At 69.9% G+C, this 14981-nt stretch carries 15 protein-coding genes; 8 read left to right on the top strand and 7 right to left on the bottom strand.

Going from position 1 to position 14981, the window contains the following annotated elements; genetic code table 11:
* Window positions 1–92: 92 nt before the first annotated feature.
* Window positions 93–2219: a peptidoglycan DD-metalloendopeptidase family protein gene (locus BWI15_RS21635; RefSeq protein ID WP_077016305.1), complete on the bottom strand. Its 2127-nt coding sequence runs from the start codon at window positions 2217–2219 to the stop codon at window positions 93–95.
* A 173-nt stretch (window positions 2220–2392) separates the two neighbouring features.
* Here BWI15_RS21635 and lpdA point away from each other — a divergent pair, with 173 nt between their 5' ends.
* From lpdA to BWI15_RS21620, 3 genes are all read left to right on the top strand, one after another.
* Window positions 2393–3790 (top strand): dihydrolipoyl dehydrogenase, encoded by a 1398-nt coding sequence (lpdA, locus tag BWI15_RS21630; RefSeq protein ID WP_077016304.1) that lies wholly within the window; start codon window positions 2393–2395, stop codon window positions 3788–3790.
* 84 nt (window positions 3791–3874) lie between these two features.
* Entirely contained in the window at window positions 3875–4543 is a 669-nt protein-coding gene (locus BWI15_RS21625; RefSeq protein WP_077016303.1) for a hypothetical protein, read from the top strand.
* 53 nt (window positions 4544–4596) lie between these two features.
* Window positions 4597–5049, top strand: a complete 453-nt coding sequence (locus BWI15_RS21620) for a group II truncated hemoglobin (protein ID WP_077017176.1) — start codon at window positions 4597–4599, stop codon at window positions 5047–5049.
* Here the strand turns inward: BWI15_RS21620 and BWI15_RS21615 are convergent.
* From BWI15_RS21615 to BWI15_RS21600, 4 genes are all read right to left on the bottom strand, one after another.
* On the bottom strand, window positions 5039–5314 hold the full coding sequence (locus tag BWI15_RS21615; RefSeq protein ID WP_077016302.1) for a YggT family protein: 276 nt from the start codon (window positions 5312–5314) through the stop codon (window positions 5039–5041). The genes BWI15_RS21620 and BWI15_RS21615 overlap by 11 nt on opposite strands.
* A gap of 85 nt (window positions 5315–5399) precedes the next feature.
* Complete coding sequence (locus tag BWI15_RS21610) at window positions 5400–5606, bottom strand: TrmO family methyltransferase (RefSeq protein ID WP_077016301.1); 207 nt, start codon at window positions 5604–5606, stop codon at window positions 5400–5402.
* The gene (locus tag BWI15_RS21605; RefSeq protein WP_237771474.1) at window positions 5603–6355 is read right to left on the bottom strand and encodes a metallophosphoesterase; all 753 of its coding nucleotides are present in this window, start codon (window positions 6353–6355) and stop codon (window positions 5603–5605) included. The genes BWI15_RS21610 and BWI15_RS21605 overlap by 4 nt, the downstream gene beginning before the upstream one ends.
* Window positions 6356–6416: 61 nt before the next feature.
* Complete coding sequence (locus BWI15_RS21600) at window positions 6417–7922, bottom strand: PstS family phosphate ABC transporter substrate-binding protein (protein ID WP_077016299.1); 1506 nt, start codon at window positions 7920–7922, stop codon at window positions 6417–6419.
* Between the two features lie 144 nt (window positions 7923–8066).
* Between BWI15_RS21600 and BWI15_RS21595 the strand changes: the two genes are divergently transcribed.
* The 5 genes from BWI15_RS21595 to BWI15_RS21575 all read left to right on the top strand — a co-directional run bounded on the left by BWI15_RS21595 (window position 8067) and on the right by BWI15_RS21575 (window position 12783).
* Window positions 8067–9422 (top strand): dihydrolipoyl dehydrogenase family protein, encoded by a 1356-nt coding sequence (locus tag BWI15_RS21595; RefSeq protein WP_077016298.1) that lies wholly within the window; start codon window positions 8067–8069, stop codon window positions 9420–9422.
* Window positions 9423–9468: 46 nt separating this feature from the next.
* Complete coding sequence (locus BWI15_RS21590) at window positions 9469–10506, top strand: energy-coupling factor ABC transporter permease (RefSeq protein ID WP_077016297.1); 1038 nt, start codon at window positions 9469–9471, stop codon at window positions 10504–10506.
* 31 nt (window positions 10507–10537) lie between these two features.
* Window positions 10538–11305, top strand: coding sequence for a cobalt ECF transporter T component CbiQ (gene cbiQ, locus BWI15_RS21585; RefSeq protein WP_083750922.1), 768 nt, complete (start codon window positions 10538–10540; stop codon window positions 11303–11305).
* Complete coding sequence (locus BWI15_RS21580) at window positions 11302–12072, top strand: energy-coupling factor ABC transporter ATP-binding protein (protein WP_077016296.1); 771 nt, start codon at window positions 11302–11304, stop codon at window positions 12070–12072. Before cbiQ ends, BWI15_RS21580 begins: the two co-directional genes overlap by 4 nt.
* A gap of 75 nt (window positions 12073–12147) precedes the next feature.
* Window positions 12148–12783 carry a DUF998 domain-containing protein gene (locus BWI15_RS21575; RefSeq protein ID WP_077016295.1) on the top strand — a complete coding sequence of 212 codons (636 nt, stop codon included), beginning with the start codon at window positions 12148–12150 and terminating at the stop codon, window positions 12781–12783.
* On the opposite strand, the gene BWI15_RS21570 is transcribed toward BWI15_RS21575, so the two are convergent.
* The gene (locus BWI15_RS21570; protein ID WP_077016294.1) at window positions 12770–13627 is read right to left on the bottom strand and encodes a MaoC/PaaZ C-terminal domain-containing protein; all 858 of its coding nucleotides are present in this window, start codon (window positions 13625–13627) and stop codon (window positions 12770–12772) included. The genes BWI15_RS21575 and BWI15_RS21570 overlap by 14 nt on opposite strands.
* 1 nt (window position 13628) lies before the next feature.
* Window positions 13629–14975 (bottom strand): 3-oxoacyl-ACP reductase, encoded by a 1347-nt coding sequence (locus tag BWI15_RS21565; RefSeq protein WP_077016293.1) that lies wholly within the window; start codon window positions 14973–14975, stop codon window positions 13629–13631.
* Window positions 14976–14981: the final 6 nt, after the last annotated feature.

Here is a 14981-nt window from a genome sequence, read left to right as displayed (position 1 = left end):
GTGCAAAGGTTCGTTCCGGGCAACTGTGACCCCTGACCGGCCCCTGAAAACGACCCTGACCGAGCGGTGTTCACACACTGCTCAACCGCTGATCACGCGCTGGCAGGACGCTCGTACTCCCAGTGCCACGGTTCCTCGCGGTTGCCGCCCTGGCGGGCCCAGTTGGGGTGGACCCAGCCGTAGTTCGGGGCGTTCTGGACCATCCACTGGTGCTGGGCGGAGCCGAAGCGGTCGATGCCGCCGCACAGGTCGACGGCCACACCCCAGCCGTGGTTCGACGTACCGGGCAGGGCGGCCAGGGACGGCTTGCGGCCGTACAGGTCGACCTGGGCGCTGTACGAGCGGTAGGAGTCCGTGATGCACAGCGTCTTGCCGAAGCGCTTCTGGTACGCCGACGCCAGCTGCAGGTAAGCGGTCGCCGCGTCGCAGCGCAGCGCGTGTCCGCTGGTGATTCCGCACAGCTTGCTCGCCGGGATCATGCCGTTGCTGTAGCCGCCCCAGCCCGTGCTCGTCCCGCCGGTGGCCAGGAACGGCATCGGGTTGACCGGGTCGCCGCCGAGCCGGACCTCGAAGTGCAGGTGCCCGCCGGTCGAGTTACCTTCGGTGCCCACGGCACCGATCCGCTGACCGGCCTGGACTCGCGAGCCGTCCGGAACGTCGATCGAGCTCAGGTGCGCGTACAGCGTCTCCAGGCCGTTGCCGTGGTCGATGCGGACCAGGTTGCCGGCCCAGGCGGGGTGCTCGACGCGGACCGTGCCGGCGGTGACCGCGCGCACCGGCGTACCGATCGCGGCGGGGAAGTCCTGACCGGTGTGGATACCGCTCGCCCACAGCGCGCCGGGCTGGCCGAACGGCGTACCGATCTCGTAGGTGCCGTCGTTCAGCGGCCAGGTCCACGCACCGGTGCCGACGTCGTACGACGTGGCGGTGTTGCCGCAGCGGAACTGGACCGCCTGGGAGCTGGTCGCCGGGGCGGTCTGCGGCTTGGTCGGCTTGCCGAGGGTCGGGCGGAGCGCGGCGTACAGGCTTTCGGGGACGGTGGTGACGACAACCGCGCCTTTCGCCTCGTCCGCGGCGATCATCTCGCCGTCGCCGAGCGCGACACCGACGTGGTAGAGCCCGACCGAGCGGCTGCCCATCACCAGCAGGTCGCCCGGCTGGACCGAGGCACCGGGGACGGTCTGGTAGTTCGAGTACACCTTGCCGACCAGGCCCGGGAGAGTGGTGTAGGGCTGCCAGGCGGTCCGGGCCGCGCCGAGGCAGCCGTACTTGTCCGGGCCGGTGGCGGCGACGCCGTACGGCTTGCCGAGCAGGCTGAACGCCCGGTTGACCGCTGTGATCGTCTCGGCGGGCAGAACCTTGACCGAGCGGCCGCTCGCGGTGACGGACGCGGCACCGGCGACGGCCTTGCCCGCGGCGGTCAGCGGCTTGAGGCCGGCCGGGAGCTTGGCCGGGTTGCGCAGGGCGCCGGCCGCGGGCGGCTTCACTCCCGCGGCGGTCAGTTCGGCCAGGTAGGTCTGCCAGCGGGACTTGGCCTGCTGGTTGCGGCTGGCCTGCAGCTGCTCGGACAACTGGGTGGCGCCGGCCAGGTCGGCGATCTGGCCCTCCATCGTCATGGAGGCGTTCGCGGCCTTCTGCTGCACCTCCTGGCTGAGCTTCTGCGCCTTGGCGGAGGCCTCGTCGGCGGCCTTGCGCTTGTTCTTGGCGTCGTTGTCCGCCGTACCGGCCGCGTTCTCGGCGGCGGAGGCGGCGTTGTACTGGGCGACCTGGGTGCTGCCGAGCTGCTTGATCGCGGTCTGCCGGTCGGCGATCTCCTGCAGGTTCTCCGCGATCGGCGCCAGCGACCAGAGCATCGACTCGGTGCCCATCACGGTCGGGATGCCGAGCTGGTAGGCCTGGGCGGTGAGCAGGCCGAGCTTGCGGCGCTCGACCTCCGAGCTGGCCCGCTTGGTGGCGGCGTACGCCTCGGCGCGCTTCGCGGCGGCTTCGGCGGCCTGGGCGGTCTTGAGCGCGTTCGTGTACGCGATCGTCGCCTTGGCGAACTCGGCCTGCACGGCGGCGGCCTCGGCGCGCAGCTGCTCCAGGGACCGGTTCACGTCGGTGACCGAGGCCGGCGGCGGGGGAGTCGGGTCGTCGGCGTACGCCGACCAGGCGGGCACGGCGAAGACGCCCAGCAGCGTGCCGAGCGCGGCGAACCGCAGCCCACGCCTGTTCGTCATCCAGCCCCCATCAACCGGTCGCCTCACACGCGCACAAGAGATAAGACGGCCCCCCCCGTGCGAGCTCAGCCTAGGCGTCCGCCGGGCAGTGCGAAACCCCAGCTCACAGATCGTGACCACCACCACGGGGCCCACGGCGGGATCGGCTGGTGCGAGGCACTAAAGTTCACCGTATGGCCTCGCACTTTGACGTTGTTGTCCTCGGCGCCGGCCCGGGTGGGTACGTCGCGGCGATCCGCGCCGCCCAGCTCGGGCTCAAGACCGCCATCATCGAGAAGAAGTACTGGGGCGGTGTCTGCCTGAACGTGGGCTGTATCCCGTCCAAGGCGCTGCTGCGCAACGCCGAGCTGGCGCACATCTTCAGCAAGGAGGCGAAGACCTTCGGCATCAGCGGCGAGGTGAGCTTCGACTTCCCGACCGCGGTGCAGCGCAGCCGGAAGGTGGCCGACGGCCGCGTCAAGGGCGTGCACTTCCTGATGAAGAAGAACAACATCACCGAGTTCGACGGGTGGGGTTCGTTCGTCGACGCCAACACCCTCGACGTGGCGCTGAACGACGGCAACTCCGAGACCGTCACCTTCGATCACTGCATCATCGCCACCGGCGCCACCACCAAGCTGCTGCCGGGCACCCAGCTGAGCGAGCGGGTCGTCACCTACGAGGAGCAGATCCTCACCGAGGAACTGCCGGGCAGCATGGTGATCGCCGGCGCCGGCGCGATCGGGGTCGAGTTCGCCTACGTGCTGGCCAACTACGGCGTCAAGGTGACGATCGTGGAGTTCCTGGACCGGATCGTCCCGCTGGAGGACGTGGAGGTCAGCAAGGAGCTGGCCAAGGCGTACAAGAAGCTCGGCGTCGACGTGCTGACCGGCACCCGGGTCGACTCGATCGACGACTCCGGCGACAAGGTGAAGGTCACCGTCACCGGCAAGGACGGCAACCAGCAGACGCTGGAGGCCGACAAGGTGATGCAGGCGATCGGCTTCCAGCCGCGCGTCGACGGCTACGGCCTGGACAAGATCGGCGTCAAGCTCACCGAGCGCGGCGCGATCGACGTCGACGGCTTCCTGCGCACCAACGTGCCGAACATCTTCGCGATCGGCGACGTGAACGCCAAGCTGATGCTCGCCCACGCCGCCGAGGCGATGGGCGTGATCGCGGCCGAGACGATCGCCGGGGTCGAGACGATGGAGCTCGACTACGTGATGATCCCGCGGGCCACCTTCTGCCAGCCGCAGATCGCCAGCTTCGGCTGGACCGAGGAGCAGGCCCGGCTGGAGGGCTTCGACGTCAAGGTCGCCAAGTTCCCCTTCACCGCCAACGGCAAGGCCCACGGACTCGGCGACGCGACCGGTTTCGTCAAGGTGATCAGCGACGCCAAGTACGGCGAACTGCTCGGCGCCCACCTGATCGGCCCCGAGGTCACCGAGCTGCTGCCCGAGCTCACCCTGGCCCAGAAGTGGGACCTGACCACCAAGGAACTGGCCCGCAACGTGCACGCCCACCCGACCCTGAGCGAAGCCCTCCAGGAGGCCTTCCACGGCCTCGAGGGCCACATGATCAACTTCTGATCTCAGCCGTACGACGAAGGGTCTGGGCGCTGCCGCCCGGGCCCTTCGTCGTGCCGGGGTGCCGGTGCACGGCAGACTGTCGGCGTGAGCTGGCTGAGACCGAGAACCGCGCGCGCCGTCGCGGCGTACCCGGAGGTGCCGGTCCGATACCACCGGCCGTTCCTGCGCGTCGTCGCCGGGGCGTTCCTGGTCGGGGAGTCGGTGCTCGGCATCTCGCTCACGTACTTTCCCGAGGGCAAGGGCGACGACCTGGAACGCGGCGACTGGTGGTTGCATCTGGCGTTCCTGGTGATGCTCGGCGGTCTCTACCTGTACGTCGCGTCCTCGGTGGTCGTCACGCGCACGCACGTGGTCGTGAACAACCCGTTCCGGCGAGCCGAGATCCCGCTGACGCAGGTCAGGCTGGCAGTGCAGGGGAGCAACCTCAGGATCAAGGCGGGACATCGCGACTTCGTCGCGGCGGGCATCGAGGCCGCCAACGCCCAGGTGGCCTCCGGCGACTACGGCACCCAGGACGACGTCGTCCTGCTGATCAATCGCGCCGCCGCTGACGCTCAGCGTGCGGATGCGGATGCGGTCGAGCCGGTGAACGCCCAGGCGGGGCGCGCTGCAGGTGCGGTGAGGACGGCTGGGGACTCGGCGCCGGCCGGCTACCGGTTTGCCTGGCCCGACCCACTGTTCCTGGCCTTCGCCGTGATCAGCGTGGTGAACGCCGTCGTGATTCTGTTCAACGGCGGCCCGGTCTGGCTCTAGAAGACCTTCGACGGCCTGAAGAGATGCTCCTGTCGTTGTGGCACTGTTGGCAGATGCACAGTGTGTACGACGCCGTGGGTGGGGACGACGGGCTTCGGCGGCTGGCGCATGCCTGGCATCGGCGGGTGATGGCGGACGAGGTGGTCGGTCACGCGTTCAGTCACGGATTTCATCCGCAGCACACCGAACGGCTGGCGGCCTACTGGGCCGAGGCCCTGGGTGGGCCGGAGACGTACTCGGCGTCGTACGGCGGCGAGAGTGTCGTGGTGCGCATGCACAGTGGGAACGGGCAGCACGAGGAGATGGATCGGCGCGCGATCGCGTGTTTCGCGGAGGCGTTGACCGACATCGGGCTGGTCGAGGGTGATCGGCTCTTCTCGGTGCTGTACGACTACTTCGCCTGGGCGACGACCGTGTCGCTGGCGCGGTACCCGAGCGCGGCGGCCGACGTACCGGCCGGGCTTTCCGTGCCGCGGTGGTCCTGGGACGGCCTGGTCACAAACTGAAGGCGATGGAGCGCACGATCAGCGCGGCCACGAACACCACCGTGAAGGCGAGGTCGAAGGCGAGGCCGCCGGCTCGTAGCGGCGGGAGCCTGCGCCGGACGGGCGCGATCACCGGCTCGGTCCAGGCGTGAGTGAGTTCGCGGGCCCGGCCGGTGCGCGACGGACCGGTGGCCAGTTGGGCGGTCCAGTCGAGCACCATGCGCACGATCATCACCAGGATGAACAGGGTCAGGGCGTACCCCACCAGGGTTCCGATCAGGCTCATGCGCATTCCTCCGTAGAACGTCTCACCAGTATCAACGGTCGAGTAGGCCCGAAGATGTCGTCACCGACACCTTCTTAGCGGACTCTCAGCGTTCGTCGATGTCGCCGAGCACGGGCTTGACGTCGACCAGCGGGGTGCCGTCGACGGCTTCCAGATGGTCGACCTGGACGCGGAGCCCTTCGACGGCGAGCACGGTGACCAGCGGGACCTCGTCGCCTTGCCGCGGCGCGTCGGCCAGGTCCGTCAGCAACGACTCGACCCGTCCGATCGGGTGAACGACGAACTCGCTCATGCCAGCTCCACGAACTTGGTCAGCAGCGGTGCGTCGGCCCGATGGATGTGCACCGCGAGCCCGGGGGGTGCCGTGTCGTCGGCGAGTCCGCCGCCGGGCGTCGGCGGCTCGAACGGCAGCGGGACGGTCGATCGGATGCCGGGGGCAAGCAACAGCGGCAGACCGGCGTACGTCGTACTGACTCCGTTGTGCAGGTGGCCGCCGAGCAGCGCGGTGACCGGGTGCCGGCGCAGGATCGCGGCGAACTGCCCCGGCGCCTGCAGCAGCCACTGATCCAGCTTCGGGTGCTGAAGACCCACCGGCGGGTGGTGGAAAGCGACGAAAACCGGCCCGTCGACCGGCTCGGCCAGTACGCCGTCCAGCCAGTCGAGCGAATCGGCGCTGAGCAGCCCGTGATCCTCGCCGGGAACCGTTGTGTCGAGCAGCACGAAGCGCACGCCGGCGACCTCGCGCACCTGGTGAACGGGATCATCACCGCCGCCGACCGCGTCGACGTACGCGTCGAGGCCGGCGCGGAACGCGGCCCGGACGTCGTGGTTGCCGGGCAGGACGAGGACCGGGAGATCGCCGAAGACGGCCAGTTCGGCGGCGACCTCGGCGTACTCGGTGCCGTGGTCGGCGAGATCACCGGTCACCAGGACGACGTCGACCGGACGCTGGAAGGCCAGCAGGTACGACGTGACGCGGCGCAGCCGGTCGCGCGCCTGCGGCGTACCGTCCAGATGCGGGTCACTCAGGTGCGCGATCACGGTCAAAGCGGCCTCCTCGGGTAGGCCAGCAGATTAGTCGCCGGATCGTCCACGAGATCGGCTATCCGCAGAAGTCTCCCGGCAGGTCCGCGCACGGAACCAGTCCGTCGCGGGCCAGGATCGGTTTGGCCGGCGCCGAGGTGAGGTAGTCGAGGAACGCTTCCTGCAAGGAGTCCGGCTTCGGCGGCGCCGCGGTGTAGGCGTGTTCGACCTCCCAGAACCGGTACGTCCGGTCGGCGACGTTCGGCGTGGCCGGTACGACGCCTTCGATCGCGATCGGCGTCAGTGTCGGGTACTTGCGGGAGCCGCCGAGTTCGGCGTACCCGATCGCGCCCTCGATGTCCGCGACCCGGTTCAGCAGCTCCTCCGTCGTACCGACTTCGCAGCGCTGGTGCTTCGCGACCGGGTCGTCCTTGGTGCGGCAGTCGTCCGAGGTGATGCCGAGCTCCTGGTCGCCGGCGAGAACCCTCTCCCGGAACGTCCGGCGGGACCCGGAGTCCGGACCGACCCGGCTCACCATCCGGATCGGCAGATCGCGACCGCCGAGCTGCTTCCAGTTCGTCAGCCGGCCCGCGTAGATGTCGCGCAGCTGGTTCACGGTCAGCGCGCTGACGTCGGTCGTCCGGTTCACCACGACCGCGAAGACGACGACCGCGACCGGCCGGCCCTGCAGCTTCGCGGCCTCCTCGGCCGGGCCGTCGGAGAGCGCGATCAGGTTCTCCGCCGCGGCCGCGTCCTTGCTCTGGGTGTCGGCGAGCAACCGCGTTCCGCTGCGGCTCCCGCCGGCCGCGATCGTGATGTCGGCCTGGGTGCACTCCGCGACGTACGCGCTGCGCACTTCCTTGACCGTCGGCTCCACCGCGGTCGACCCGACGATCCGGAGCTGACCGGCCGCGCAGTTGTCCGGCGGCTGCAGCACGTCGACCAGGAAGAGGGCCACCAGCGCCCCGACCAGCAGCAGCGACAGAGCGCCGAACGTCAACGTACGCCGGCCGGGCCCGCGCGGCCGCGGTTCGTGGTAGACCCCGCCGCCGGCCGACCCACCGGCCAGGTAGCCCGAGTGCGTGACGCCGTTGCCGCGCCCGCTGAGCACGAGCAGGAACTTGAAGCTGTCCCCGCGGTTGATCGCCATCCGCGGGATCACCAGCCGGCTGGTGTCGACGAAGTTCTCCGAGTCGAGCTGGCGCTGCAGCATCTCGCCGAGCGCCTCCGGTTTGGCCTCGGTCACCTCGAGCCCGACGATCTTGCGGTCCGGGAACGCGAACGACACCTTCTCGTGCATGTGGTGCGGCTCGATGTCCATCCCGCCGGCGTTGTCGACGCGCAGCAGCACGACGCTCGGTTCCTCCACCACGTCGCCCTGGTGCCGGACCTCGACGTCGACCATGTGCGAGCTGGGGAACACCCCGATCGGCGCGTCCACCTGCACCCGGTAGACCAGTCGTTTGCGGCGCAGGAAGTACCTGTCCACCAGCCAGGCCGCCGCCGTACCGATCAGTGCGATCGCGGCGATCACGGTCTCGAGATTGATGTCCCCGAGCCCGGAGAAATCCACTGCCAGTCCCATCACCCCTCCAGCTCGTGAGGTTACGGAGCGCGGGTGAACGGTTGCTGACGCTGTGGTGACCGTTTCCGCGTCCGGACCGGCGTCTCGCGGGCGCACCGGCGCGCGGCTTGGCCGGCGGCGTCGGCATCTGCGAGATTTGGCTTCATGGCTGAACAGGTGGACGTCGTGGTTGTCGGGCTCGGAGTTGGCGGCGAGGAGACCGCCGGCCGGCTGGCGGAGGCCGGCCTGAACGTGGTCGGCATCGACCCGCGGCTGGTCGGCGGGGAGTGCCCGTACTGGGGCTGCATCCCGAGCAAGATGATGATCCGGGCCGCCAACCTGATCGCCGAGACGCGCCGCGTCGACGCGATGGCCGGCCAGGCGACGGTCCAGCCGGACTGGGCGCCGGTGGCCCGCCGGATCCGTGACGAGGCGACCGACAACTGGAACGACCAGGTCGCGGTCGACCGGCTGGTGAAGAAGGGCGTGACGTTCCTGCGGGAGCGCGCGACGATCACCGGCCCGGGCACGGTCCAGGCGGGAGACCGCTCGTTCGAGGCGTCGCGCGGGATCGTGATCGCCACCGGCACGGTCCCGGTGGTGCCGCCGATCGACGGGCTCGCCGGTACGCCGTACTGGACCAACCACGAGGCGATCGAGGCCGACACCTTGCCCGCGTCGATCGTGGTGCTCGGCGGCGGCGCGATCGGGCTGGAGCTGGCGCAGGTCTTCGCCCGGTTCGGCGTGCAGGTGACCGTGGTCGAGGCGCTCGACCGGTTGCTCGCGCTGGAGGAGCCGGAGTCCAGCGAGCTGGCCCGGGAGGCGCTCGAGCGGGACGGGATCACCATCCGGACCGGCGTACGGGCGGAGTCGGTGGCCTACGACAACGGCTTCACCGTGCGGCTCGGCGACGGCAGCTCGGTCACCGGCGAGAAGTTGCTGGTGGCAACGGGTCGCCGGGTGGACGCGGCCGGGCTCGGGCTGGACCAGGTGGGCATCGACCCGGCGGCGCGGTTCGTTGCCGTCGACGAGCACGTGCGGGCCGCGAGCAACGTGTGGGCGGTCGGGGACGTGACCGGCGTAGGGGCCTTCACGCACAACGCCATGTACCAGGCCGACATCGCCGTGCACGACATCCTCGGCACCGAGGACGCCCCGAAGGCGAGCTACCACGCGATGCCTCGGGTCACCTTCACCGATCCGGAGATCGGCGCGGTCGGGCTGACCGAGCAGCAGGCCCGCGACAAGGGTCTCGACGTACGGACAGCGATCACGCCGCTCCCGGCCTCGACCCGTGGGTGGATCCACAAGGCAGGCAACGACGGCTTCATCAAGGTGGTGCTGGACGCCGAGCGTGGCGTCCTGGTCGGTGCGACCAGTGCCGGACCGGCCGGAGGCGAGGTGCTGAGTGGGCTCGCGGTCGCGGTGCACGCCGCCGTACCGGTGCGGGAGCTGCGGCAGATGATCCTCGCCTATCCGACCTTCCACCGGGCCTACGGCGAGGCGCTGAAGAGCCTCTGACCGGCCCTTGTTGCGATCCGGTCGCAACTGGATCAAGAATGGGGGTATGCATGTCCCTGACGGATTTTTCGACGCACCGACCTCGATCGCGACCGGGCTGATCGCGGCCGGTGCCGTCGGCATCAGCCTCCAGCGCGCCAACCGGGAGATCCGGGAGACCGGGCCGGCGTTGGCCGGGTTGACCGCCGCGTTCGTGTTCGCCGTCCAGATGGTGAACTTCCCGGTCGGGGCCGGGACGAGTGGTCACCTGCTCGGCGGTGCGCTGGCGGCGGCGCTGGTCGGGCCGTGGACGGCGATGCTGGTGATGTCGACCGTGCTGCTGGTGCAGGGGCTGCTGTTCGCCGACGGCGGGCTGTCCGCGCTCGGCACGAACATCACGCTGATGGGCGTCGTCACGGTCCTCGTCGGGTACTTCGTCACGCGGTTCCTGCTGCAGGTCCTGCCCAAGCGCGTCGGCAGCATCGTGCCGTCGGCCGCGCTGGGCGCGCTCGTGTCGGTTCCCCTGTCCGCGCTCGCCTTCACCGGCCTGTACGCCGTGGGTGGCACGGTCCAGATTCCGATCGGCCAACTGGCCACGGCGATGGTCGGCTGGCACGTTCTCGTCGGGCTGGGGGAGGCGGTCATCACCGGTGCCGTCCTGAGCGCGGTCGTCGCGACGCGGCCCGATCTCGTCTACGCCGCGCGTCACCTGCGCGCCGACCTGGTCCTGGTGGATGCCGACGGCAACTCCTCGACCGTGTCGCCGGACCGCCCGATCGCGGCTCGGCCCGCCGGGCGGAGCCTCGGCGTCGGGGTCGCGGTGACGATGCTGGTCGCCGGAGTGATCAGCTTGTTCGCCAGCGCCCACCCGGACGGGTTGGAGTTCGTCGGGGCGAAGCTCGGATTCGAGAGCGCGGCCACGGACTCGGCGGTGGCCGGCAGCCCGTTGGCCGACTACGGGGTGAGTGGAATCGGCAACAGTCACGTCTCGGGCGCGCTCGCCGGCATCATCGGCGTACTGGTGACGATCGCGGTCGGGCTCGCGGTCGCCAAGATCGCGTCCCTGCGTTCGTCGACTCACGCCGACGTCGACACGACGGTCTGATGCGCTCCTTCGCCGCGGCGACGATGCGGTCGTGAGCGGCTCGGCCGGAGACGGTCTGCTGGTGCCGACCGGCAGCCTGGTCCACCGGTTGCCGGCGCAGGTGAAGATCGTCGCGTTGCTGCTGTTCGTGCTGGCCGTGGTGTCCACCCCGGCGGCGGTCTTCTGGGCCTTCGGGCTGTACGCCGTCCTGCTGCTCGGCTGCGTCGTGCTCGCGAAGTTGCCGCCCGCAACGGTTCTGCGCCGGCTCGCGGTCGAGACACCGTTCATCGTGTTCGCGCTGCTGCTGCCGTTCGTCGCGACCGGCCCGCAGGTCGACGTACTGGGGGTGTCGCTGTCGTCGGCCGGAGTGCTCGGCGCCTGGAACGTGCTGGCCAAGGGCACGCTCGGGGTGGTCGCGGCGATCATCCTGTCGGCGTCGACCGGGCCGCGCGACCTGCTGGCCGGGCTCGAGCGGCTGAGACTGCCGTCGACGCTGATCGCGATCCTGTCGTTCATGGTTCGCTACCTGAGCGTCGTCGCCGACGACCTGCACCGGATGCGCATCGCCCGGGAGTCCCGCGGGTACGCCGGTGGTCGCGCGGGTCACCTGAAGGCGGTCGCCGGGGGAGTGGGCGCGCTGTTCGTCCGCAGCTTCGAGCGCGGCGAGCGGGTGCACCTGGCGATGCAGTCCCGCGGCTACACCGGCCGGATGCCGCTGCTGTCGATCGGCGGCGCCGATCGCGGGCAGTGGCTGACCGGGCTCACGGTGTCCCTGGCGGCGATCGCGGTCGCGGTGGCGGCTAGGGTGGTCGGCTTGTGAGCAGCCCTTCGATCCACGTCGAGCGTCTGGTGTTCGCCTATCCCGACGGCCGGCAGGCGTTGTTCGGCGTCGACTTCACCATCGGGCGCGGTGAGCGGGTCGCTCTGCTCGGTCCGAACGGCGCGGGCAAGACCACGCTCGTACTGCATCTCAACGGCATCCTCGGCGCGGTCGCCGGGGGTACCGGCAGCGGCAAGATCCAGATCGGCGGCACGGATCTGCACCGCGAGCACCTGCCGGAGATCCGCCGGAAGGTCGGATTGGTCTTCCAGGATCCCGACGACCAGCTGTTCATGCCCACCGTCCGCGACGACGTCGCCTTCGGGCCGGCCAATCTCGGCTTGAAGGGCGCCGAGCTGGACGCCCGGGTCCAGGAGGCGCTGGTCCAGGTCGGCATGCAGGACCACGCGGACGTCGCTCCTCATCATCTTTCGTACGGCCAACGCCGCCGGGTCGCCGTCGCGACGGTCTTGGCCATGCGCCCCGAGGTTCTGGTTCTCGACGAGCCCTCGAGCAACCTCGATCCGGCCAGCCGGCGCGAACTCGCCGACATCCTGTCGGGGCTGGACGTCACGCTGTTGATGATCACGCACGATCTGCCGTACGCGCTCCAGCTCTGCGAACGCAGCCTGCTGATGGACGGCGGCCGGATCGTCGCCGACGGCAAAACCCGGGACCTGCTCGCCGACCCGACGCTGATGGCGGCGCACCGCCTCGAGCTTCCGTACGGGTTCAACCCGCTTTCGGTGCCTGGGCCGGAACAGTAGCGATCAGTGTCGATCTGGGACCAGCTCGTCCGACGCGTAGGTGAGCACCACTCACCACGCCGAAGGGACGAGACCATGAGGATCAACACAACCACTCACACCACCGACAACCTGTTGCTGGCGGGCGTACTGGCCGGACCGCTGAACCTGCTGGTCGTCCTCACGCAGGCGTTCACCAGGGACGGCTTCGACCCCACCAAACACGCCGGCAGCATGCTGACCCTGGGAAACCACGGCTGGATCCAGACCGCGAACTTCATCGTCACCGGCATCCTCGTGATCCTCGGCGCGATCGGCCTGCGGCAAGTGATCGGCAAGAAGGCCGCGAGCCTGCTCGCAGTCTTCGGAGCAGGCACAGCCTTGGCCGGCGTCTTCCTCCCCGACCCCGCCCTCGGATTCCCCCTCGGTACGCCGGAAGGCCAGCCGGTCACCATGAGCTGGCACGGGACCGCCCACTTCGCCGTCGGCGGGATCGGCTTCCTCGCCTTCATCGCCTGCTGTGTTGTCGTCGGCAACTACTTCCGGCGCACGAACGCACCCCGATGGGCCACAGCGTCGTACCTCACCGGCGCCCTCTTCCTGGCCGCCTTCGCCGGCATCGCCTCGGGCTCGGCCGGTGAGACCATCACGCTCGGCTTCTGGGCAGCGATCGCGCTCGCCTGGATCTGGCTGACCGCCACCCTCAACCGCTTCCGGGTCAGCGCTCGGTGAGCTTGCCCACCAGATGCGTCAGCTCGTGCTTCTCGTCGTACAAGCCGAAGTCGACACCGGTCTCGGACTTTCGGTGCCCGAACTGCACCCGCGACGGCAGCAACAGCGGCTTCCGGAAGTCCACCCGCACCTCGAACGCGTTGGGTAATCCCGTCGCCCGTTCGATCGACGCCAACGCGGCAGCCTTCGCCCACATCCCGTGCGCGATCTGCCGCGGGAAACCGAAGGCCTGCGCCGACAGCTTGAACAGGTGGATCGGGTTCCGGTCCCCGGACACCGACGCGTACCGGCGCCCGAGATTCCCGCGCAGATCCCACCACGCCGTACCGTCCAACGCCGGATCGGTCAGCAGCTCGGCGTGCGCCGAGGCGTCACCGGCCGACCGGCTCAGCAAGGTCGTCGAGTCGGTCCACACCAGCTCGCCGAAGACCCGCACCTCACTCAGTACGTCGAACACCGTGCCCTTGGGATGCGGCCGCTCCGGGCCGCTGTGCACCGTGATCGCCAGGTCCGCGTGCAGCGGGATCGGGCGGTACTGGGTGATCGTGTTCGACAGGTGCACGATCCCCATCGGCTTGTACGGGAACGACGGGTCGGACATCAGATCCAGGTGCAGCGGAAACGCCAGCACGTGCGGATACGTCACCGGCACCGTCGGCCCGGCCGCGAACCCGGTCACCTCCCGGTACGACGCCAGGTGGTCCTGATCGACCAGCACCTCGGGGAGTTCGAGTGTCAGCCCGTCGACGTCCGGCTCGTATTCGGCCCTGCGCAGCGTCGCCTTCACGGTCCGGGCGTAGAGCGCCCCGAAGCTCGGCGAATCGTCGTACCGGCGGGTCGGCACGTCAGGCTCCCAGCATGCTCTGGCCGCACACGCGAACCACGTTGCCGGTCACGCCGGCCGACGCCGGATCGGCGAACCAGGCGATCGTCTCGGCCACGTCGACCGGCTGCCCGCCCTGCTGCAGCGAGTTGATCCGGCGTCCGACCTCGCGGATCGCGAACGGCACCCGCGCGGTCATCTCGGTCTCGATGAAGCCGGGCGCGACCGCGTTGATCCGGATCTGCCGCTCGGCGAGCTTCGGCGCATAGGCCTGGACCAGCCCGATCACGCCGGCCTTGGAGGTCGCGTAGTTGGTCTGGCCGTTGTTGCCCGCGATGCCCGCGATCGAGGACACGCCGATCACCGAACCGCCGTCGTGCAGCGTGCCGGACTCCAGCAGATGCGCCGTGATCCGCTCGGGAGCGCGCAGGTTGACGTCCAGTACGGCGTCCCAGGTGTCGGTGCGCATGTTCGCCAGCCGCTTGTCGCGGGTGATGCCGGCGTTGTGCACGACGATGTCGAGCCCGCCGTGGTGCTCCTCGGCGTGTGCGGCGATGCGCTGCGGCGCGTCGATCGCGGTCACGTCGAGCAGCAGCTCGCTGCCGCCGATCGCGGAAATCACCTTGCGCAGATCGTTCGCGTTCTGCGGGACGTCGACGCCGATCACGGTCGCGCCGTCGCGGGCCAGTGTCTTGGCGATCGCCGCCCCGATCCCGCGGGCGGCACCCGTGACGAGTGCGACCTTGCCGGCCAGCGGCGCGGACGGATCGGTCGCGACGAGCGGCCCGGTCCCGATTCGCGTCACCTGCCCGTCGACGTACGCCGACTTGGGCGACAGGAAGAACCGCAGCGTCGAGTCGAGCTGGTCCTGGGCGTCCGGCGCGACGTACACGAGGTTGACCGTGGCGCCGCGCTTGACCTCCTTGCCGAGCGAGCGGGTGAAGCCCTCGAGTGCGCGCTGCGCGATCTGCTGCTCGGGCGTCGCCGCGAGCTCCGGCGTCCGGCCGACCACGATCACCCGGCCGGCCGCGCCGAGCTGGCGGATCACGGGCGAGAAGAACCGCTGCAGCGAGCTCAGCTCCGCCGTACTGGCCGCGCCGGTGGCGTCGAAGACCAGCGCCTTCGGGCGCAGTTCGCTCGACGCGACGCCTTCGGCCGCCGTACTGAAGCTGGCGCCGATGTCGCGCAGCAGCGCCTGGATGGCCTTGCCGGTGTCGGTCTCGCCGATCGACCCGAACACGACCGGCCCGTCGATCACCGGTGCGCCCTCGGTCCAGCGAGGCAGCGGGGTGGGGTCGGGCAGGCCGAGGTTCTTGACCAGGGTCTGGCCGAGCGGCGTCCGGGTGAAGGTCTGGTAGCGGTCCGTCATCTTCAG

The organism is Kribbella sp. ALI-6-A (assembly GCF_001984195.1).
Lineage (GTDB): Bacteria > Actinomycetota > Actinomycetes > Propionibacteriales > Kribbellaceae > Kribbella.
This window is presented reverse-complemented; position numbering and strand designations above follow the sequence as displayed.